Origin of the sequence: Pseudonocardia sulfidoxydans NBRC 16205 (assembly GCF_007989085.1) — a bacterium.
Classification (GTDB): domain Bacteria; phylum Actinomycetota; class Actinomycetes; order Mycobacteriales; family Pseudonocardiaceae; genus Pseudonocardia; species Pseudonocardia sulfidoxydans.
Window position 1 is genome coordinate 1 of sequence record NZ_BJVJ01000055.1, and the last position, 20,775, is coordinate 20,775.

21 protein-coding genes are annotated in these 20,775 nt (G+C 74.2%); 13 read left to right on the forward strand and 8 right to left on the reverse strand.

Annotated elements, in window-relative coordinates:
- From qcrB to ctaE, 4 genes are all read right to left on the reverse strand, one after another.
- Positions 1-1,293, reverse strand: a 1,293-nt coding sequence (gene qcrB / locus PSU4_RS22050) for a cytochrome bc1 complex cytochrome b subunit (protein ID WP_147111726.1), incomplete at its 3' end; no start/stop codon positions are given.
- Entirely contained in the window at positions 1,290-2,429 is a 1,140-nt protein-coding gene (qcrA, locus tag PSU4_RS22055) for a cytochrome bc1 complex Rieske iron-sulfur subunit (RefSeq protein ID WP_147111729.1), read from the reverse strand. The genes qcrA and qcrB, both read right to left, overlap by 4 nt.
- Positions 2,426-3,286, reverse strand: a complete 861-nt coding sequence (gene qcrC, locus PSU4_RS22060; protein ID WP_147111732.1) for a cytochrome bc1 complex diheme cytochrome c subunit — start codon at positions 3,284-3,286, stop codon at positions 2,426-2,428. Before qcrC ends, qcrA begins: the two co-directional genes overlap by 4 nt.
- A gap of 52 nt (positions 3,287-3,338) precedes the next feature.
- Complete coding sequence (ctaE, locus tag PSU4_RS22065; protein WP_186817113.1) at positions 3,339-3,941, reverse strand: aa3-type cytochrome oxidase subunit III; 603 nt, start codon at positions 3,939-3,941, stop codon at positions 3,339-3,341.
- 184 nt (positions 3,942-4,125) lie between these two features.
- Between ctaE and PSU4_RS22070 the strand changes: the two genes are divergently transcribed.
- Both PSU4_RS22070 and trpD read left to right on the forward strand, forming a co-directional pair.
- Positions 4,126-4,575, forward strand: coding sequence for a DNA-binding response regulator (locus PSU4_RS22070; protein WP_246115269.1), 450 nt, complete (start codon positions 4,126-4,128; stop codon positions 4,573-4,575).
- A complete protein-coding gene (gene trpD / locus PSU4_RS22075) occupies positions 4,568-5,671 on the forward strand; it encodes an anthranilate phosphoribosyltransferase (protein ID WP_246115270.1) in 1,104 nt (367 codons plus the stop codon). The genes PSU4_RS22070 and trpD overlap by 8 nt, the downstream gene beginning before the upstream one ends.
- A 56-nt stretch (positions 5,672-5,727) precedes the next feature.
- Here the strand turns inward: trpD and PSU4_RS22080 are convergent, their stop codons facing one another.
- Together PSU4_RS22080 and PSU4_RS22085 are read right to left on the reverse strand one after the other, a co-directional pair.
- On the reverse strand, positions 5,728-6,006 hold the full coding sequence (locus PSU4_RS22080) for an Lrp/AsnC family transcriptional regulator (protein WP_147111735.1): 279 nt from the start codon (positions 6,004-6,006) through the stop codon (positions 5,728-5,730).
- A 64-nt stretch (positions 6,007-6,070) separates the two neighbouring features.
- Positions 6,071-7,828, reverse strand: a complete 1,758-nt coding sequence (locus PSU4_RS22085) for a DEDD exonuclease domain-containing protein (protein ID WP_147111738.1) — start codon at positions 7,826-7,828, stop codon at positions 6,071-6,073.
- A gap of 94 nt (positions 7,829-7,922) precedes the next feature.
- On the opposite strand from PSU4_RS22085, the gene PSU4_RS22090 reads away from it, so the two are divergent.
- From PSU4_RS22090 to PSU4_RS22105, 4 genes are all read left to right on the forward strand, one after another.
- Positions 7,923-9,269: an NYN domain-containing protein gene (locus tag PSU4_RS22090; RefSeq protein ID WP_147111741.1), complete on the forward strand. Its 1,347-nt coding sequence runs from the start codon at positions 7,923-7,925 to the stop codon at positions 9,267-9,269.
- A 191-nt stretch (positions 9,270-9,460) separates the two neighbouring features.
- Positions 9,461-9,730: a hypothetical protein gene (locus PSU4_RS22095; protein WP_147111744.1), complete on the forward strand. Its 270-nt coding sequence runs from the start codon at positions 9,461-9,463 to the stop codon at positions 9,728-9,730.
- A 390-nt stretch (positions 9,731-10,120) separates the two neighbouring features.
- On the forward strand, positions 10,121-11,218 hold the full coding sequence (locus PSU4_RS22100; RefSeq protein ID WP_147111747.1) for an NlpC/P60 family protein: 1,098 nt from the start codon (positions 10,121-10,123) through the stop codon (positions 11,216-11,218).
- A gap of 388 nt (positions 11,219-11,606) precedes the next feature.
- Positions 11,607-12,749, forward strand: coding sequence for a glycosyltransferase family 4 protein (locus PSU4_RS22105; RefSeq protein WP_147111750.1), 1,143 nt, complete (start codon positions 11,607-11,609; stop codon positions 12,747-12,749).
- Positions 12,750-12,758: 9 nt separating this feature from the next.
- Here the strand turns inward: PSU4_RS22105 and PSU4_RS22110 are convergent, their stop codons facing one another.
- Positions 12,759-14,567, reverse strand: a complete 1,809-nt coding sequence (locus PSU4_RS22110) for an AMP-dependent synthetase/ligase (RefSeq protein ID WP_147111753.1) — start codon at positions 14,565-14,567, stop codon at positions 12,759-12,761.
- A 132-nt stretch (positions 14,568-14,699) separates the two neighbouring features.
- On the opposite strand from PSU4_RS22110, the gene PSU4_RS31475 reads away from it, so the two are divergent.
- From PSU4_RS31475 to PSU4_RS22140, 6 genes are read left to right on the forward strand one after another with little or no spacing between them, the layout of a single operon-like run.
- The gene (locus PSU4_RS31475; protein ID WP_186817114.1) at positions 14,700-15,113 is read left to right on the forward strand and encodes a polyketide cyclase / dehydrase and lipid transport; all 414 of its coding nucleotides are present in this window, start codon (positions 14,700-14,702) and stop codon (positions 15,111-15,113) included.
- Positions 15,114-15,161: 48 nt separating this feature from the next.
- Positions 15,162-15,950 (forward strand): metallophosphoesterase family protein, encoded by a 789-nt coding sequence (locus tag PSU4_RS22120; RefSeq protein ID WP_147111756.1) that lies wholly within the window; start codon positions 15,162-15,164, stop codon positions 15,948-15,950.
- 35 nt (positions 15,951-15,985) lie between these two features.
- Entirely contained in the window at positions 15,986-16,423 is a 438-nt protein-coding gene (locus tag PSU4_RS22125) for an SRPBCC family protein (RefSeq protein ID WP_147111760.1), read from the forward strand.
- A gap of 25 nt (positions 16,424-16,448) precedes the next feature.
- A complete protein-coding gene (locus PSU4_RS22130) occupies positions 16,449-17,699 on the forward strand; it encodes an ArsA family ATPase (protein WP_147111763.1) in 1,251 nt (416 codons plus the stop codon).
- Complete coding sequence (locus tag PSU4_RS22135) at positions 17,696-18,067, forward strand: hypothetical protein (protein WP_147111766.1); 372 nt, start codon at positions 17,696-17,698, stop codon at positions 18,065-18,067. Before PSU4_RS22130 ends, PSU4_RS22135 begins: the two co-directional genes overlap by 4 nt.
- A gap of 20 nt (positions 18,068-18,087) precedes the next feature.
- Complete coding sequence (locus PSU4_RS22140) at positions 18,088-19,059, forward strand: ROK family protein (RefSeq protein WP_147111823.1); 972 nt, start codon at positions 18,088-18,090, stop codon at positions 19,057-19,059.
- 9 nt (positions 19,060-19,068) lie between these two features.
- On the opposite strand, the gene PSU4_RS22145 is transcribed toward PSU4_RS22140, so the two are convergent.
- Positions 19,069-19,608, reverse strand: a complete 540-nt coding sequence (locus PSU4_RS22145; protein ID WP_147111769.1) for a hypothetical protein — start codon at positions 19,606-19,608, stop codon at positions 19,069-19,071.
- A 248-nt stretch (positions 19,609-19,856) separates the two neighbouring features.
- On the opposite strand from PSU4_RS22145, the gene PSU4_RS22150 reads away from it, so the two are divergent.
- Positions 19,857-20,573, forward strand: a complete 717-nt coding sequence (locus PSU4_RS22150) for a lysophospholipid acyltransferase family protein (RefSeq protein ID WP_147111772.1) — start codon at positions 19,857-19,859, stop codon at positions 20,571-20,573.
- The last annotated feature ends 202 nt before the right edge of the window (positions 20,574-20,775 follow it).

Consider the following 20,775-nt stretch of genomic DNA (forward strand, 5'->3'; position numbering starts at 1 on the left):
GGCGATCGGCGGGATGAGGAGGGCGCCGAGGCGTCCGGCCCACGTGGTCGCGTTCAGGGAGACGTGGAAGAAGTAGGCGATCCAGTCGTTGATGCCCGAGAGCACCAGCCACACGTAGAACGAGATCGCCATGACGCCCAGTGAGGTACGGACGGGCGCGTCACGCGGGCGCTGCAGCAGGTTGTGCAGCGCGTTGTCCTTGGTGAAGCGCCGCTCCAGCGCCGGATAGATCCCGGCGATGACGTAGAGCAGCGGGAGGAACGCGGCCGTGCCCCAGAAGGCGGCGGGGATCGTGTAGTTCCCCAGGTAGATCTCCCACGGCGGGAAGATGCGTGCCATGCCCTCGGTGAACAGCACGTACCAGTCGGGCTGCGACCCCGCGGAGATGTGCGAGGGGTCGTAGGGGCCGATGTTCCAGATCGGGTTGATCTGGAACAGGCCCGCCATCAGGCCGATGACGCCGACGGTGACGGCGAAGAACGCGCCACCCTTGGCCGCGAACGCCGGGAGGATGCGGACGCCGACGACGTTGTGCTCCGTGCGGCCGGGGCCGGGGAACTGGGTGTGCTTCTGGTACCAGACCAGACCCACGTGCACGGCGATCAGCGCGAGCAGGATCCCGGGGATCAACAGCACGTGCAGGATGTAGAAGCGCGGGATGATCTCGGTGCCGGGGAACTCGCCGCCGAACAGCAGCCACTGCAGCCAGGTGCCGATGACCGGGGCGGTCATCGTGATGCCCGACATGATCCGCAGGCCGGTGCCCGACAGCAGGTCGTCGGGCAGCGAGTAGCCGGTGAGGCCCTCGAAGAAGCCCAGCAGGACCAGGACGACGCCGATGATCCAGTTCGTCTCACGCGGCTTGCGGAACGCGCCGGTGAAGAACACCCGGAACATGTGGACGACCATCGCCGCCATGAACAGCAGGGCCGCCCAGTGGTGGACCTGGCGCACGAACAGACCGCCGCGGACGTCCATCGAGATGGCGACCGAGCTCTCGAACGCCTTCGACATGTGGACGCCGCGCAGGTTGTCGAACGACCCGTTGTAGGTCGTCTCGGCCATCGACGGGTCGAAGAACAGCGCCAGGTAGGTCCCCGAGAGCAGGAGGACGATGAAGCTGTACAGCGCGATCTCACCGAGCATGAACGACCAGTGCGTCGGGAAGACCTTGTTGAACTGCTTGCGCAACCCGGCGGCCGGATGGAACCGCTGGTCCAGCTCGTCGAGCGCCACCGCGGCCTTGGCCTGCATTCCGCTGGGCGCGTTGGTGGGGGTCGTGATCGAACTCATGATCTCCGCTCCCAGAATGCGGGGCCGACGGCTTCGGGGAAGTCGCTCCTCGCCACGAAGTAACCCTGCTCGTCGACCGTGATCGGCAGCTGCGGCAGCGCCCGGGTCGCGGGCCCGAACACGGGCCGAGCGTACTCCGTCGCAAGGAACTGCGACTGGTGACAGGGACAGAGGATCCGGTTGTCCTGCGCCTGGTACAGCGAGGTGGGGCAGCCCAGGTGGGTACAGATCTTCGAGAAGGCGTAGTAGTCGCCGTAGTTGAAGTCCTCCTGGCCGGCCCGCTTGACGACCGGGGTACCGGGCCGCAGGCGGATCAGCATGACCGGGGCGTCGGACGCCTTCTGCGCGTGCAGGAGGGCCTCCTCGTCACCCCGCTCGCTCTCGCGGAACGGGAACACCGTCTGCATGGAGCCGGGCTCCATGTCCTCCGGGCGGACCCGGCGGATCTCGGAGAGCTCACCGGTGTCGGCGCGCAGGAAGACGGTCTCGCCGTTCTCCGGCCTCCAGCCCGTCACCCACAGCGGGGAGTCGGGGCCGTCCTTCCACGGGTTGCGGATCAGCGGCCCGATCGCCGCGATGCCGAGGCCGATGCCGAACAGGCCGGCCGCCGCACCCGCCGACCGCTTGATCAGCGAGCGGCGCGCGATCGTCGTGTCCTTGCCCGCCGAGGCGAGCTGGGCCATGACGGTCCGGCGGGCGACCTCGTCCGACGGCCCGTCGTGACGCTGCTGGACCGAGACCTCTTCGGGGAAGAACTTGCGGACGTAGGTGATGACGCCGACGCCCAGCGACAGCACGGCCAGCCCGAACGTGACACCGACGACCGGGGTGTACAGCGAGTACATCGTGTAGCCGGGGTCGGACGGCGGCACGTACTCGTGCGGCCACGCGATGAACGCGACCACGAACGCCAGCGCCGCGAGCGCCGACAGCACGAACCAGAAGGCGACGGTCCGCTCGGCACGCTTCTCGGCCCGCGTGCCCGGGACCGGGAACTTCGGGGCGTTGTGCTGGACGACGACGTCGTCGAGCTCGGTGGCGAGCCGGGCGAGCTCCTCGGGCGACATGTCGTCGAGTTCCGCCGCGGTCGGGACGGCCTTGGCGCCGCCGCCCTCACCCGTCGTGACGCCACTCATTGCTTGGCTCCCAACCACATCGCGAAACCGACGAGCGCGGCGATGCCGACGATGAAGGCGATGACGCCCTCGGACGTCGGGCCGATGCCGCCCAGCCCGTTGCCGCCGACGTCGTTGTTGCCGTCGGAGACCGACTTGATGAAGGCGATGATGTCCTCCTTCTCGTCGGGCGCGAGCTGCGCGTCGGAGAACTTGGGCATGTTCTGCGGGCCGGTGAGCATCGCCGCGTAGATCTGGGACTCCGACGCCGGGTCGAGCGCCGGGGCGTACTTGCCGGACGACAGCGCACCGCCGCGCCCGGTGAAGTTGTGGCACGACGCGCAGTTGAGCCTGAACAGCTCACCGCCGCGGGCCGGGTCGTCGCCGCGCAGCGCCTCACCGGTGGCCGCAGGCAGGGTGGGGCCGCCGCCGTTGGCCTGGACGAAGGCACCCAGCGCCGACAGGTTGTCCTGACCCTCCTGGGTGTGGGGGTCGAACGTGGCCGTCGGAGGCTTGCGGGTGGCCTGGGCCTCCTGGCGGGCCAGCGGCATCCGGCCGGAGGAGACCTGGAAGTAGACGGCCGCGTCGCCCACGCCGACCAGGCTCGGGCCGCGGTCCGTCACCCCCTGCAGGTTCGACCCGTGGCAGGAGATGCAGGCGTTGTTGTAGAGGTCCTGGCCCTTGGCGATGGTCGCGGCGTCGGCCTGCTGCGCGACCGCGGTCTGCGGTGCAGGCTCGACGACGGAATAGAGGGCGCCGACCGACAGCAGCCCGATTCCCAGCGCGAGCGCTCCGGCCAGCCGGCGCCGCACCTTGCCGTGCGGTCGTCGGCCGCGGCGGGACCGCGGCTCAGGTGGTGTGGTGGTCGTGGATTCCATCGTCGGCGTTGTCCAACCCTCGCGTCGTGTTCGGGGCGCTTGCGAAGCAGGCCTAGCGGATGAAGTAGATGACGGCGAACAGGCCGACCCACACCACGTCGACGAAGTGCCAGTAGTACGACACGACGATCGCCGCAGTGGCCTGCGCCGGGGTGAACTTGCTGAGCTTGGTACGGATGAGCAGGTACACGAAGGCCACGAGACCACCGGTCACGTGCAGCGCGTGGAAGCCCGTCGCGAGGTAGAAGACGGTGCCGTAGGCGCTGGAGGACAACGTCGTGTGGTGGTCCACGACCAGCACCCGGTACTCGTTCGCCTGCCCGAGCACGAAGATCGCGCCCATGATCAGGGTCAGGACGTACCAGCGGCGCAGGCCGAACACATCGCCGCGCTCCGCCGCGAACACGCCGAACTGGCACGTGAACGAGGAGGCGACGAGGATGATCGTCACGACGAGGGCGTACGGGACATTGAGTTCGGTCGGCGGCGGAGGCCATTCGCCGACGTTCTGCGCGCGTGCCGTGAAGTAGATGGAGAACAGCCCGGCGAAGAACATCAGCTCGCTGGACAGCCAGACGATGGTGCCGATGCTGACCAGGTTCGGGCGGTTCAGCGAGTGGATCCGCGCGCTGATGTTGGGGGCGGCTGTCGTCACCCGGGCATTATGACCCCACCCGAACTTCTACAGCGTGTCGGGGGACCAGGGACCTACGTCACTCCTCCTCAGGGGTAACGCCGGCAGGGGTGGCGCGGGTTCCCGCGCACCGCCGGAGCAGCGGGCGGGCGGCCGGTCACCGCGCGCGCCCGGGGGTGTGACGGCGCCCATTACGATGACGCGCGTGACCAGCTCCGTGCCCCGCAACGCCGGATCGGCCTCCGAGCCGCACCGCCCCCTCCACGTCCTGGTGTTCAGCCACCGCCCCGAGGTCCGGGAGGGGATCGTGTCGGCCGTCGGCCGCCGCCCGGCCCCCGATCTCGGTCGCATCACCTTCACCGAGGTCGGCACGATCGCCGACGTGCTCGCCGCGGCCGACGCCGGCGGCCAGGACCTGCTGATCCTCGACGGCGAGGCGCAGCCCACCGGGGGCATGGGCGTGTCGCGCCAGCTCAAGAACGAGATCACCGACTGCCCGCCGATCCTCGTCACGGTCCGCCGCCGCGACGACCGGTGGCTGGCCACCTGGTCGCAGGCCGACGCCGTCCTCATGCACCCGCTCGACCCGCTCACCGCGGCCGAGACGGTCGCCGACGTCCTGCGGCGCACCGCCGGCGTCGCCGTTCGTGGCTGACGTGGCGGCCGACGCGCCCGGGCAGCCCGAGGCACGGACCTGGCCGCGGCTGCTCGCCAGCCTGATCGCCGGTCGCGACCTCGACACCTCCGACACGGCCTGGGTGATGGACCGGGTCCTGTCGGAGGACGCCACACCTGCCCAGCTGGCGGGATTCCTCGTCGGCCTGCGGGCCAAGGGGGAGACGGCGGCCGAGGTCGCGGGCCTCGCCGAGGCGATGCTGGCCCGCGCACAACGGGTCACCGTCAGCGGCCCGGCGGTCGACATCGTCGGTACCGGTGGGGACCAGGCGCACACCGTCAACATCTCCACGATGGCGGCGATCGTCGTCGCGGCCGCCGGGGTGCCCGTGGTCAAGCACGGCAACCGGGCCGCGACGTCGAAGTGCGGGGCGGCCGACCTCCTGCAGGAGGTCGGGGTGGCCATCGCGCTGCCCGCGCCCGGGGTCGAGGCCTGCGTGGCCGAGGTGGGCATCGGCTTCTGCTTCGCGCCCGTCTTCCACCCGGCGATGCGGCACACGTCGGGTCCGCGCGCCGAGCTCGGCGTCCCCACCGCGATGAACCTGCTCGGCCCGCTCACCAACCCGGCGCAGCCGTCGGCGGGGCTGGTCGGCTGCGCCGACGGGCGGCTCGCCCCCGTGATCGCGCAGATCTTCGCCTCGCGCGGGCAGTCGGTGCTCGTCGTCCGCGGCGACGACGGGCTCGACGAGCTCACCACGACCATGCGGTCGACGGTGTGGGTGGCCGGTGCGGACGGGGTCCGCGTCGCGGGCGTCGACCCCGCGGCGCTCGGCATCGAGCCCGCCACCCGCGAGCAGCTGCGCGGCGGCGACGCCGCGTTCAACGCCGCCGCCTGCCACGCCCTGCTCGCGGGCAAGCACGGCCCCGTCCGTGACGCCGTCCTGCTCAACGCCGCCGGCGCCCTGGTCGCCGCCGACGGCGTCGCCGCACACGACGGTGGCACGCCCGACGGCGCGCCCGACCTGACGGGCCCGCTGCGGGGTGCCCTGGAGCGCGCGGCCGCGGCCGTCGACTCCGGTGCCGCCGCCGACCTGCTGGCCCGCTGGGCGGCGGTGTCGTCGCGGCTGGCGGCCTGACGCCGTTTCCGTTGTGACGTCGTGTGGCGGGCCGCCCGGGCCCGCCACACGACCCGTCATCCCATGCCGGCCGTGAATATCGCGTCGTTCTCCGTGCTGGAGTAGGAACGGAACGCGATGTGGGTGTCGGTGCGCACGACGCCCGCCACCTTGCTCAGCCGGCCCGCGATGACGTCGGCGAGGTCCTCGTGGGCCGCGACCTTGACGACCGCGATGAGGTCGACGTCGCCTGCGCACGAGTACACCTCGCTGACCCCGTCGAGGTCGGCGATCGCCTGGGCGGTCTCGGGGATCCGGTCGGCGGCGGTGTGCACCATGACGATCGCGGTGATCACGGTTGCCCTCCTGGGGGACGTCGGGGCGGCAGCTGTCGGCGCGGGCGGCGACCGGGACCGAACACTAGCCGAGGGTGATCTCCGACGGGCTGCCGAGCGGCACCGGCCGGGCGCGCCGCGCCCAGTCCTCCCAGGCAGCCGCGCCGCGCGCCGGTTCGGCCCAGGCCGGCTCGCTGTACACCAGCCGGGTCCCCCCGGTGGTGAGCCAGCGGCGCACCAGGTTCACCTCCTCGGCCGACGCCCCGGCCAGCGGCCCGTCGGCGGGCAGGATCGTCTGCGCCGTGCCGCGCACCGACTCCACGACCGGCATCGGCGGGGTGCCGCGGCGCGCGACGTCGGCCGCCGCGAGCCGCCCGTGGCGCACCACGGCGAGCTCCCAGCCGCCCCGCCCGTCGGGACGGGCGCCGACGACCTCCGGCAGCGCGGCCAGCGCGGCCAGCTGCTGCGACCGCGCCAGCGCCGACGCCAGCGCCGCCAGCCGGTCGCGGCCGCGGGCCGCCGACTCGAACCGCTCCCGGGCGGCCAGCTGCTCGACCCGGTCGGCCAGCAGGCGCAGCGGGGCGTCGTCGGCGCCGGTGACCAGGCCGCGCAGCGCGTGCACGCCGGGGGCGTAGGACTCGATGCTCTGCAGGCCCGCGCACGGTGCCCGGCAACGGTCGAGCTCGTGGAGCACGCACGGGCTCGCCGCGGGCGAGCGGGCCGGGATGCGCTGGGTGCAGCTGCGGATCGGCAGCGCGTCGAGCAGCGTCTCCACCGCCTCGGCCGCGCCGCGCCGCGACCCGAACGGGCCCAGCGCCTGCCCCCGCGGTGCGGTGACCACCGACAGCCTCGGGAACGCCTCCTCGGTCGGCGCGACCCACCACGCGCGACCCGGGTTGCGGGAACGCCGGTTGTAGCGGGGCCGGTGCGCCGCGATGAGCCGCAGCTCCCGCACCCCGGCCTCCAGCGCATGTGCGCACACCACGGTGTCGACGCGCTCGGCCAGCTCCACCATCTCGCGCACCCGCCGGCGCCGCTCGCCCGCGGTGAAGTAGCTGCGGACCCGACGGCGCAGGTCACCGCTGGTGCCGACGTAGAGCACCTCCTCGCGGGCCCCGCGGAACAGGTACACCCCGGCCGCCGACGGCACGTCGCGGGCCAGGGTGCGGCGCCGGCGCACCCGCTCGGGCGGCCGGTGCGCCGACGACTCCCGCGCCAGCGACAACAGCTCCTCGAGACTCTGCACCCCGAGGTTGCCGATCCGCTCCATCAGGTGGTGCAGCACCTCGACGGTCGCCCGCGCGTCGGCCAGCGCCCGGTGCGTCGGCTGCGTCGACGTACCGAACAACCGGGCCAGCGCACCCAGCCGCACACTGGGGGCCTCCGCGGGACTCAGCACCGCCCGCGCCAGCCGGGCCGTGCACAGCACCGGCGGTCGTGGCCACGCCCGCTCGTGACGCTCGCACGCCGCCCGCAGGAAACCGGCGTCGAACGGTGCGTTGTGGGCGACGAGCACGGCGCCGCCCAGAAACTCCAGCAGCGCGGGCAGCACCTCGCCGAGCCGCGGCGCGCCCGTGACCATCGCCGTGGTGATGCCGGTCAACGCCACGATGTTGGGCGGCAGCCCCGTCCCGGGGTCGACGAGCGTGGCCAGCTCGCCCAGCACCTCCCCGCCACGGACCTTCACCGCCCCGATCTCGGTGATCGCGTCGTTGTTCGCCGAACCGCCCGTCGTCTCGAGGTCGAGCACCACGAACGTCACGTCGCGCAGGGGCGTTCCGAGCTCGTCGAACGACAGCTGCGCTCGTGCGCCGGGACGTGCGGATCCGGGGGGAGCGGACACGGCGCGGACCGTATCCGGGGGCACCGACAGGATCGCCGGAGCCCGCGCTGTGTGGCGGTCGCGGCAGTCGGACGCACCCGGATAACCTGGTCGGATGTCCGCGGAGGAGAAGGAGCCGGCCGGGCGCGGGCCCGCGCCCGCCTCCCCGGACGGTGCGGCCACGGCGGCCCCGCTCGACGGGGACCGCCTCCCCGAACCCGTCCGGAGCCGCCTCGCCGAGCTCGCCGCGGCCGCCGTCGCCGGCCTGCCCGACGCCGACGTCCCGCACCGGCTGCGCCGCTTCGCCCGGTTCACCCCGGCCAAACGGGCCCGCCTCGGCGGGCAGGCGATCCTGCAGGAGCTGCGCAGGTCCGCGGCCTTCCGGGCCGCCGTGCTGGCCTGGTGCCACGAGCACCACCCCGCGGCCGCCGACGTCGACGACCCGCTGGGCGCCGCCGCCCTCGCCGTCCTGGGCAACGCCCCCGACGCCGCGACCCTCGTCGCCGACGCCGCCCGCCGCGGCGAGGCCGGGGGGCTGCGCGCCGAGCTCGACGCCGCCCTGTCGCGCGCCGACAAGCTCAGCCTGGAGCTGGAGCGCATGCGCGCGGAGCTGGCCGAGGCGCGGGAGGAGGCCCGCACCGCCGGGCACGCTCGCGACGCCGAGTTCGCGCAGCTGCGCCGCCGCGTCGGGGAGCAGGGCGCCCGGCTGCGGTCGGCCACCGACGCCCTCGACGCCGCCGCGGCCGACGTGGAGGCCGTCCGCGAACAGGCCCGCCAGGAGCTCGCCGCGGCCGTCGCCGAGCGCGACCTGGAACGGGCCCGCGCCGACCGTGAACGCGCCCGTGCCGAGCAGGCCGCGGCCCAGGTGGCGGCGGCCCGGCAGTCGGCCCGCGAGGCCCGGCAGGCCGACGAGGTGCGCCTCGAACTGCTGGTCGAGACCCTCGGCGGGGCCGTGGCCGGGCTGCGCCGCGAGCTGGCGCTCGGCGGGGGCGGGCCGCGCCCGGCCGACCTCGTGGCCGGTGCCCGCGCCGTCCGGGCCGGTGCCCCGGTCGACGACCTGGCCGCTCTCGACGCACTGCTGGCCGTGCCGTCGGTACACCTCGTCGTCGACGGGTACAACGTCAGCAAGACCGGCTACCCGGACCTGCCGCTGGCCGACCAGCGCACCCGCCTCGTCCGCCAGCTCGCCACCCTCGCGGCCCGCACCGGGGTCGAGGTGACCGTCGTGTTCGACGGCGCGGGGGTCGTCGCCGCGCCCACGCGGGGCTCCCGTGGGGTGCGGGTTTTGTTCAGCGACGCCGGAGTGCTCGCCGACGACGTCATCCGCTCGCTGGTGGCCGCCGAGCCCGAGGGCCGGCCCGTGCTGGTCGCGACGTCGGACCGGGCCGTGGTGGCGTCGGTGCGGCAGCGGGGCGCGCACGCGCTGCCGTCGGCGGTGCTGCTCGCGCGGCTGCGCGGCTGAACCGTCCGCCGGTCTGCGCGTCCCTGCTGTTCCTGAAAGCGCTGCTGTTCCTGAAAGCGCTGCGGTCCCTGAAAGCGCTGCGGTCCCTGAAAGCGCTGCGGTCGCTGCAGCCCGCTGGTGTCGCGCGGAACTGTCGGTGCGCTGCCCTAGCGTCCGCGCTGTCCGAACGACGACAGTGAGGGGAGGCCGGGATGATCATCGACTGTGACACCTGCGCGGTGCGGGGCGACGCCTGCGGCGACTGCGTGGTGGGCGTCCTGCTGGGTGCGCCGGACCGGACGACACGCCCGGAGAGCGTGCCGTCCGGCGCGTCAGTCGTGCAGCTCGACGCTCCGGAGACGCGCGCGATCCAGGTCCTCGCTGATCAGGGCCTCGTCCCGCGGTTGCGCCTCGTGTCCACGCGTCGTCCGGCGGCGCCGGGAACCCCCGAATCCGGCGATCCCTCCCGCCACGCAGGGTGACGGCGCGCCGAGGCGCACGCGACGCGCTCGACGCTGTGACCCCTGTGGGTGAGAACAGTTCGGCGACGCACCGGCCCGCCCCGGTGATGGATCGCCCGCCGCACTGTTCGTAGTCTCCCGGCGATCTCGTGATCGGCATGACGCTCGTCCGGAGCGCAGGCACGGGACCACCGCACCGCTCCCGCGGGAACGTGCACGACTCGTGGGGCGCAGCGGTCCGCGAGGAGGGGGCACGTCCGGGTGGTGGCGCCTCGTCCCGACGAACGGCACAGTCCCGACGACCGGCAGAGTCCTGACAGCGGGCACAGTCCCGACGACGGGCGACGTCCCGGCGACGGGGAACACCGAGGTCGCGGAGGTCCACGCCGCAGCCGTCCGGCCCCCCGCTCGGTGACCGTCGTCCTCGTCGCCGCGATCGTCGGTGCCGGGCTCACAGCCGTCGTCGCCGGTGAGGCCATGGCCGACCCGACCCCACCACTGCCCCCGGGCGTGACGGTGCCGCTCGTCCCGCCGCCCGTCGGGTCGGACCTGCCACCTGCCCCCGAGGTCCCACCCCCGCCCACCGACGCCGCGCAGGCCCGCGACCAGTACCAACAGGCCCAGCGCGAGGCCGAGGCGCTCACCGAGCAGTGGCACGCCGCCACCGACGCCCACGACACCGCGGAGGCCGACGCCGACACGGCCCGCGAGGCCGTCGGGCCCGCCCAGGAGGCGGCCGCCCGCGCCGAGGCCGACGAGGAGCAGTACCGCAGCCAGCTCGACGTCATGGCCCTGGCCACGTTCGAGAACGGCAAGCTCGACCAGTTCGACGCGCTGCTGTCCAGCACGTCGCCGCAGAACTTCCTCGACCAGATGTCGGCGCTCGAGTCCCTGACCGCCGAGCACCGTGTGCAGCTGCAGGAGTTCGAGGCGAAGGTCGCCGCCGCGCGCCAGGCCCGCGCCGACGCCGACGCGGCCGTCGCCCGCGCCCAGCAGACCGCCGACGCCGCCCGGCGCACGGCCGACGACATCAAGGCGCGCAAGGCCGCCGCCGACGTCCGGATCACCGACGTCGAGCGCATGATCTCCCGGCTCGGCCCCGCCGAGCGGGCCACGCTGCTCAGCCCGGACGAAGGAGCCCCGATCGGGATCGTCCTGGGCAGCGGCATCGGGGCGAAGGCCCTCGCGATGGCCGCCACCAAGCTCGGCAGCCCGTACGTGTGGGGCGCGAGCGGGCCCCGCAGCTTCGACTGCTCGGGGCTGACGTCGTGGGCGTTCGAACAGGTCGGGATGACGTTGCCGCGGTCGAGCAGCGCCCAGTCACGGATCGGCACCCCGGTGGCGTGGAACGACCTGCGGCCCGGTGACCTCGTCTTCTACTACTCGCCGGTGAGCCACGTCGGCATCTACGCGGGCGGCGGCAAGATGATCAACGCGCCGGAGTCGGGCGACGTCGTGAAGTACCAGACCGTGTCGCGGTCGGCCTTCAGCGGCGCCCGCAGGCTCTGACCCGGCGCGGCCGGGCCCCGACCCGGCCGCGCCCTGCAACGGCCGCTCCCCGGCGCAGGGGCGGCGACCCGGACCGGTCGCCGCCCCGCAGCAGCGCCCCTGCTCCCGCCCCCGGCTGCCCCGGGTGCCTACCCCGGGTGCCCCGGGTGCCTGCCGCCTGGGTGCCCCGTGTTGCACGAACGGCACAGTGGGGCAACTGAGTTGCGGGAAAGGGCCGTTCGTGCAGAACCTGCCGCGCCGGGCCACCCCCGCCGCCCGCCCCCGGTGGGTGCACGAACGGCACAGTGGGGCAACTGAGTTGCGGGAAAGGGCCGTTCGGGCAGAAGTGGCAGCAGCCCGAGGGGCCGCCGGCGCGGAGGCGTGGGCGGGGTCGGTAGCTTCACCGGCCGTGGCCCGCACGTTGCTCGTGACCAACGACTTCCCGCCCCGAGCCGGTGGCATCCAGACCTACCTGCAGGCCCTCGCCGACCGCCTCCCCGCGGGTGAGCTCGTCGTCTACGCCCCGGCGTGGGAGGGCGCGTCCGCGTTCGACGCCCGGCGCGGCTATCCGGTGCACCGGCACCCGACGTCGCTGATGCTGCCCACCCCCGACGTTGCGCGCCGGGCCGCGGATCTGGCCCGCGAGCACGGCGCGGAGACCGTCTGGTTCGGTGCGGCGGCCCCGCTGGCGCTGTTGGGGCGGGGGCTGCGGGAGCGGGCGGGGATCGGCCGGGTCGTGGCCAGTACACACGGCCACGAGGTGGGCTGGTCGATGCTTCCCGGGGCCCGGCAGGCGTTGCGGCGCATCGGTTCCGACGCCGACGTCCTGACCGTGGTCTCCCGGTACACGCGGGGCCGGGTGGCGGCGGCGTTCGGGGCGCGGGCGGCTCTGGAGCATCTCCCGCCGGGCATCGACGCCGACGTGTTCCGGCCCGATCCGGCTGCCCGGGCCGAGCTGCGCGCCCGCTACGGGCTGGGGGAGGCCCCCGTCGTGGGGTGCGTGTCCCGGCTGGTGGCGCGCAAGGGCCAGGACATGCTGGTCCGCGCCTTGCCGGCGCTGCGGGAACGGGTCCCCGGCACCCGGCTGCTGCTCGTCGGTGGCGGGCCCGACGACGACCGGCTGCGCCGTCTCGCCGCCGACGCCGGCGTCGCTGAGCACGTGGTGTTCACCGGTGCCGTCCCCGCCGACGAGCTCGCCGCCCACCAGGCCGTCGCCGATGTGTTCTCGCTGCCGTGCCGTACCCGGGGCCGCGGCCTGGACGTCGAGGGTCTGGGCATCGTGCTGCTGGAGGCGTCGGCGTCGGGGGTGCCGGTTGTCGCCGGGGACTCGGGTGGCGCGCCGGAGACGGTGCGTGAGGGCGTCACCGGCCACGTCGTCGACGGCCGCGACCTCGACGCACTGGTCACGGCCCTCGGCGGGCTGCTGGCCGACCCCGACCGGGCTGCCGGGATGGGCGCGGCGGGCCGGGAGTGGATGCTCACCGACTGGACGTGGGAGGCGGGCGTCGCCCGGCTGCGGCACTTCCTCGCGGGCACGCCCGTCGGCGGCTGAGCCGCGGGGTCAGGCCGGCTGGCGGGTGCCCCGGTAGATGCCGGCGATGACGTCGGCGTGGTTGCTCGCGACGACGGCCCGCTTCACCTTCATCGTCGGTGTCAGCTCGCCGGTGGCCTCGGTGAAGTCACCCGGCAGGATCCGGAACTCCCGGATCTGCTCGGCGCGCGACACGGCCTTGTTGGCATCGGCGACCGCGGCCTCGATCTCCGTGCGCAGGTCGGGGTCGTCGACGACGTCGGCGGCCGTGGCGGCGGGCTTGCCGTTGCGCTCCAGCCACCCGGGCAGCGCCTCCGGGTCGATCGTCACGAGCGCGGCGATGAACGGCTGCGCGTCGCCGACGACCATGCACTGGCTGATCAACGGGTGCGCCCGCAGCCGGTCTTCCAGCACGGCGGGGGCGACGTTCTTGCCGCCGGCGGTGACGATGATCTCCTTCTTGCGGCCGGTGATGCGCAGGAACCCCTGGTCGTCGAGTTCGCCGATGTCGCCGCTGTGGAACCAGCCGTCCTCGATCGCCTCGGCGGTCGCGGTGGGGTTCTTCCAGTACCGCTCGAAGACGATGCTGCCCTTCAGCAGGATCTCGCCGTCGTCGGCGATCTTGACGGTCTGCCCGGGGACGGGGCGCCCGACGGTGCCGACGCGCTGCGCCGACAGGGCGTTGACGGTGATCCCGGCGGAGGTCTCGGTGAGGCCGTAGCCCTCGAGGACCGGCAGGCCGATGCCGCGGAAGAAGTGGCCCAGCCGTTCGCCGAGCGGCGCGCTGCCCGAGACGGCCCCGACGACCCGCCCGCCGACGGCCGCGCGGAGCTTGCCGTAGACGAGCCGGTCGAACAGTGCGTGCTTGAGCCTGAGCACCAGCCCGGGCCCGCCGGTGTCGAGGGCGCGGCTGTAGGCGACGGCGGTGGCGTCGGCGGCGTCGAAGATCGCGCCCTTGCCCTCGGAGTGGGCCTTCTGCCGGGCGCCGTTGTAGACCTTCTCGAACACGCGGGGGACCGCGAGCAGGAACGTCGGGCGGAAGGACGCGAGGTCGGCGAGGAGGTCCTTGACGTCGGGGGTGTGCCCGATCGTCGTGCGGCTGGCGATGGCGCCGCACTGGATGACCTTGCCGAAGATGTGGGCCAGCGGCAGGAACAGCAGCACCGAGCCGTCGGCGTTGAGGAGCTCGGTCAGGACCTGCCGGGTGCCGTGGACCTCGGAGACGAGGTTGCGGTGGGTCAGCTCGACGCCTTTGGGCCGGCCGGTGGTGCCGGAGGTGTAGATCAGGGTGGCGAGGTCGTCGGCGCCGACGGCGTCGTGGCGGGCGCGGACGTCGTCGTCGGGCACGTCGGTGCCGAGTGCGGTGAGCGTGTCGACGGCGCCGTCCCCGGAGCCGGGTTCGATCGTCCACACCTTCTCGAAGCCGGGGTCCGCCTCGGCGACCAGGCCTGCGTGCCGGTCGGTCTCGACGACGGCCGCGACGGCTCCGGAGTCGGACAGGATCCAGGCGATCTGCTCGGCCGAGGACGTCTCGTAGATGGGTACGGTGACCGCGCCGGCCGACAGGATGGCGTAGTCGAGCAGCGTCCACTCGTAGCGGGTGCGCGACAGCAGCGCCACGCGGTCACCCGCGCCGACCCCGGCGGCGACGAGCCCGCGCGCCACGGCGCGGACCTGGGCGCCGAAGTCGGCCGCGGTGACGTCGCGCCAGATCCCCGCGGCGTCGGTGCGGCGGATCAGTACCGCGGCCGGGTGTTCGCGCTCGGCCGTGAGCACCGGATCGAGCAGCGATTCACGCGGGCCGATCTCGATCGTCGTGGGCACGCTGTACTCGCGCACGCAGACCTCCTGTGCCGCACCGCCGGGGTAATACTCACAAAACTATCGTGATCGACGCCTGCGTCGCACCGTCGCGGCCGGGTCGTCGGTGGCCCACGCGGTCCGCCGCCCACGAAGGGGGAGCCTCGCACGATGCCGACGGTCGACGTGATGGACGAGACGTTCCTCGTCGTCGCCCGCCCCCGCCTGGCCGCGGTGTTCGCCGATGCGGCGGGCTGGCCGCGGATGTGGCCCGATCTGGCGTTGCGCGTCGTCACCGACCGCGGCGACCAGGGGATGCGCTGGACGGTGACGGGCGCGCTCGTCGGCAGCATGGAGGTGTGGCTGGAGGAGGTGCTCGACGGCACCGTTCTGCACTACTACCTGCGCGCCGACGCCTCCGGTCCCGGCGGGGCGCCGGTGCCGCTGCCGCCGCGCCGGGCCGCGGCGGAGGCGCTGCGCCGGCACCACGCGGCGAAGGCGCTGGCGTTGGCGCTGAAGCGGTCCCTGGAGAACGGCCGCGCTCCGGGCGAGCCCCCCGCGCCGGGAGGTCGTGAGTGGCAATAGTCGCTCCAGCGACTATTGCCGCTCACAGGGGTCTGTAGCGTCGGGGGCATGCGCGTGCACGTGGTCTCCGACGTCCACGGCAATGTCGAGGGGCTCGCCCGGGCGGGCGACGGTGCCGACGCGCTCGTCGTCCTCGGCGACCTCGTCGACTTCATCGACTACGGCGACCCCGCGGGCGGGATCGTCGGCACCGTCCTGGGTGCGGAGGTGAGCGGCCGGCTGGCGCAGCTGCGCCGCATCGGTGACCGGAACGCGTTGCGCGAGTACGCGACCGCGGCCTGGGCGGCGGTCCGCGACCCGCGGGCGCTGGTCGAGGAGGCGATCGCCGAGCAGTACGCGCGGATGTTCGCGGTGCTGTCCGCGCCGACCTGGGCGATCCCCGGCAACGTCGACGTCCCGCACCTGTGGCCGGCCCACGCCGGCCCGGACGTGCAGCTCGTCGACGGCAAGGTGGCCGAGATCGGCGGGCTGCGGTTCGCGTTCGTCGGCGGGGCGCCGCTGCCGCCGGGCGTGCCCTTCCGGCCGGGTCCGGCGTGGCGGCCGCACCTGGTGTCGTGGGAGGAGTACGCGGCGGTCGTCGACGGGTTCTCGAACGTCGACGTGCTGTGCAGCCACGTGCCGCCCGCGATCACGGAACTGGCCTACGACACGGTCACCCGTGGGCCCGAGGTGACCGGGCCCGGCCTGCTCGGGGTGATCGACCGCGACCGGCCGCGCGCCGCGCTGTCGGGCCACGTCCACCAGCCGCTGTCGCGGCGGGTGCGCCGTGGACGCACCGAATGTGTGAACGTCGGCTACTTCCGCCGCAACCCGGTGCCGTACGTGCTGCGGTGGTGACGGTCGCGGCGGCCCCGGGGCGGTAACCTCCGCGCATGGCCGACGCGACCACGTCCTCGATCTCGATCGCCGCGGACCCGCAGCGGGTGATGGCGGTCATCGCCGACTTCGAGGCGTACCCGAAGTGGGCGGAGCAGATGAAGACGGTCGAGATCCTCGACGAGGGCGCCGACGGCCGGGCCCGGCGCGTGAGGTTCACGATGGACGCCGGCCCCATCAAGGACTCCTACACCCTCGACTACGACTGGGCGCCCGACGGGAGCTCGGTCAGCTGGAACCTGGTCAAGGGCCAGATGCAGAAGGCGCAGAACGGCTCCTACGTGCTCGAGGGCGACGCCTCGTCGACGACGGTCACCTACTCGCTCGCCGTGGACCTCAGCATCCCGATGATCGGCATGCTGCGCCGCAAGGCCGAGAAGGTCATCATCGACACCGCGCTGAAGGGCCTCAAGCGCCGCGTCGAACAGGGCTGACCCACCCCGCCGCTACGCTGGCCGGATGCGGGTCGTGCTGTTCACCGGCAAGGGCGGGGTCGGGAAGACCACCCTGTCCGCGGCCACCGCCGCCACGCTGGCGCGGTCGGGCCGCAAGACGTTGGTCGTGTCGACGGACCCGGCCCACTCCCTGGGCGACGCGCTCGACGCGGACCTCGACGGTGAGCCTCGTGAGCTGCCAGGCGTCGGTGGGTTGTTCGCCGCGCACGTCGACACCCGGACGTTGCTCGACGGCGCGTGGGGCACCCTGCAGGGACACCTGCGGGCGTTGCTCGCCGGGATCGGGGTCGACGAGATCCTCGCCGACGAGCTGACGGTGCTGCCCGGGGTCGAGGACCTGCTCGCGCTCTCAGAGGTGCGCCGCCTCGCCGAGACCGGGCCGTGGGAGGTCGTGGTCGTCGACTGCGGGCCCACGGCGGAGACGTTGCGCCTGCTCGCGTTGCCAGAGGCGCTGGCCGGCTACCTGGAGCGGCTCTTCCCCGCGCACCGGCGCGCCGTCCGCGGGATGCTCGCGGGCCTGGCGGGCAAAGGCCCGGCCGAGTCCGCGGTCCGCCTCGACCGCACCGTCGACGCCCTCGACGCGCTGGCCGAGCAGCTCGGCGGGCTCGCCTCCCTGATCACCGACCCGGCCCGCAGCAGCGTGCGGCTGGTCCTCACCCCGGAGCGGGTCGTCGCCGCCGAGACCCGCCGCACGCGTACAGCCCTTGCGCTGCACGGCATCCGGGTCGACGGGCTGGTCGCCAACCGGGTCGTGCCGGCGCCGCCGCCGTCGCTGCGCGGGCCCGCCGCAGCGTGGCTGCGGGAACGCAACGCCGAACAGCGGGCCGTCCTCGACGAGCTGGCGCTGGGTGCCGACGGGGCCGCGGTCCGGATCGTCGGGTACACCGCCGCCGAGCCCACGGGCGTCACCGCTCTGCTGGAGCTGGCCGACGACCTCTACGGCGACGACGACCCCGTCCCGCCGCCGGGAGCCGTCGAGCCTGCGCTCACCGTGCGCCGCACCGCGGGTGAGGGCACCGCGCTCGACTCCGAGTTCGCGCTCGACCTGCGACTGCCCGGCGCCGACTCCGGCCCGCTCGATCTGGTCCGGGTCGGCGACGAGCTGGTCGTCACCGTCGGGTTCGCGCGCCGCCCGGTGACGCTGCCGTCGGTGCTGCGCCGCTGCGAGGTCGTCGACGCCCGCCTCGACGGCGCCGGTGACGCGGCGGTCCTGAGCGTGACGTTCCGGCCCGACCCGGCTGCGTGGATGCGATGACCTCTCCTGATCCGGAGGCCGGGCCGACCTGCGACGGGCATTCGGGCGTCGCGGGGGAGGCCCGCGCCCTGCTCGCGGGCCTGATCGACCGGCTGCAGCCGATGCTCGACCGGTATCTCGGCGGTCCCGTGACCCCCTCGGAGAACACCACGTGTGCCTCCTGCCCGGTGTGCGCGCTCGTCGCGGTGCTCCGTGGTGAACGTCCCGAGCTCGGGGCCCAGCTCGCCGAGCACGCGTCCGGGCTGCTCGCCGTCCTGCGCGCGGCACTCGACGAGGGCGCCGGCGCCACGGCCCCGCCCGGCCCGCCCACCGGCGACGAGCAGCCGTGCCGACCCACGGTGCAGCGCATCACCGTGACCCGCGGATGAGCGCCGCGGACCCCGAGCAGGTGCTCGCTGTCGGCGTCGACGTCGGCGGAACCAGCGTCCGGGCGGGTGTGGTCGACGCCGAGGGCCAGATCCTCGACACCGTCCGCGCACCCACCCCCGCCGGGGAGGAGGCGCTGGAGGAGACGATCGCCGGCGCCGTGGGCGAGCTGGCCCGCCGGCACCCGGTGCGCGCCACCGGTCTCGCGCTCGCCGGGTTCGTCGCCCCCGGCGGCGACACCGTCCGCTACGCACCACACCTGTCGTGGCGCGACGCGCCCGTCGCGACCCGGGTCGGCGCCCGGCTGGGCCTGCCGACCGTCGTCGAGCACGACGCCAACGCCGCCGCGCTGGCCGAACGGCGATTCGGGGCGGCCGCGGGCGCGTCGACCGCTGTGTTCGTCGCCCTGGGAACCGGGATCGGGGCGGCCCTGCTGATCGGTGGGGAGCTGTTCCGCGGTGCCCACGGCGTCGCTCCCGAGCTGGGCCACGTGCGGGTGGTGCCCGACGGGCGGCCGTGCCCGTGCGGCAAACGTGGCTGCTGGGAGCGCTACTGCAGCGGCACCGCGCTCGCCACGACCGCGCTGGAGCTCCTTGCCGCCGACCGGTCGGGCGGGTCCGTCCTCGCCCGCGACGCCGCCGCCGACCCGGGGAGGATCAGCGGGCAGCGTGTCGCCGCCGCCGCGCGCGAGGGCGACCGGGTCGCCCGCCGGGCCGTGGCCGAGCTCGGGCACTGGCTGGGGGAGGGCCTCGCCATGGTCGCCGACGTGTTCGACCCGGAGCTGGTCGTCGTCGGGGGCGGGGTGTCGGGGTCGGCGCCGCTGTTCCTCGACGCCGCCCGCGAGCGGTACGCGCGCGTCGTGACCGGTGCCGGACACCGGCCGCTCGCGCGGATCCGCACGGCCCAGCTGGGCGACGCCGCCGCGGTCGTCGGGGCGGCGCAGCTGGCCCGTGAGGCCGTCACCGCGGAGCCCGGTGCCGCGGTGGCGGGCTGACCCGCAGCGTCAGAGGACCGCGCCGTCGTCGTCCTCGTCGGGGTCGTCGTCGGCCGGGGTGGGCCACAGCCGCAGCACCAGCCAGCCCAGGCCCGCGGCCAGCGACAACAACCCCAGGGGCAGGCCGTACACCGACGACATGCCCAGCACGCTCGGCGCCACGACCAGCAGCAACCCCAATGCGAGCAGCGCGATGCCGACGATCGCGGGCGGGCCCAGCCGCGGCAGCGGCGGCGGCTCGGGCGGGACGAAGTGCTCGTCGGGGTCGATGTCGGTGTCGGAGCCGGGGTCGGAGCCGGTGTCCGGGGGCCGCTCGTCCGCCTGGGGACGGGTGACGCCGCGAGCGGGGGTCGTCTCGTCGTCGCGGGGAGCGGTGGGCCGCTCGGCAACGGGCGCGACCGCGGCGGTCGGCGCGTCCTCGTCGGGCCACTCGGGGACCGAGCCCTCGCTGCGCCACGCCGCGACGATCCGGTCGAACTCGTCGATCTCGTGGTCACGATCGGACCCGCCGGTACCGGGGGCGCCGCGATCGTCGGGATCGTGGTTCAACCGGCACCTCCCGTGCTCGTCCTGCCCCGGCTGGGGTCCGGGACGACGCTGTCCGCCCATCCTGACACGTCGGGCGCCGAATCGGTCAGCCCCGATCGCCATCGTGACCGGACGGCGTCCGTTTCGTCCCGAACACGTGCATCGGACGCCTGGCGCCACGCCGCGCCGACCCGGGTGCGCCATCGGCTGGCGGCTGCCGGGGGCCGTCCGTAGGCTGTGCGGCGTCGAGCGGAGGGGAGCCCGCGCCGGTGCTGTACTGGTGGTCGAAGTTCGTGCTGCTCGGACCGTTGATGCGGCTGCTGTGCCGACCGACGATCGAGGGCCTGGACAATGTGCCGGAGCACGGCGGCGCGATCCTCGCGAGCAACCACCTCGCCGTCGTCGACTCCTTCTTCCTGCCGCTGCTCGTGCCGCGGCGCATCACGTTCCTCGCCAAGCGCGAGTACTTCACCGAGCCCGGCGTGATCGGGTTCCTGAAGAAGCAGTTCTTCACCGGCGTCGGCCAGGTGCCGGTCGACCGCTCCGGCGGGTCCGCCGCCCAGGACGCCATGGACACCGCGGTGCGGCTGCTGCGCGAGGGCAGGCTGCTCGGCATCTACCCCGAGGGCACCCGCTCACCCGACGGCCGGCTCTACAAGGGCAAGACCGGTGTGGCGCGGATGGCGCTCGAGGCGGGCGTGCCCGTCGTCCCGGTCGCGATGATCGGCACCGACAAGGTCAACCCGATCGGCTCGCGCATGTGGAAGCCCCATCACGTCCACATCAAGGTGGGGGAGCCGCTCGACTTCTCGCGCTACGCCGGCATGGCCGGCGACCGGTTCATCGAGCGCTCGATGACCGACGAGATCATGTACTCGCTGATGGAGCTGTCCGGACAGACCTACGTCGACCTCTACGCCGCGTCGGTCAAGGAGAAGGCCGCGGCCGAGGCGGCCGACCGCGTGCCCGGCACCCGGGCGGGATGAGCCCCCGAGCCGGACGAGCGCCCGACGCAGCACCCGGCGTGCCGAGTCGGTCACGTCCGAATCCTGACGAGGATTTCGTCGCGGCGTCGTGACCTGCGGGGATCGTCGCGGAATCGGTGTTGCGCCGGGGTCGGACCCGGGCACGCGGGGCGCCGTCTCGGACGGGTCCGTACGCTCGTCGGCGGCCCGGAGCACGCGGCCG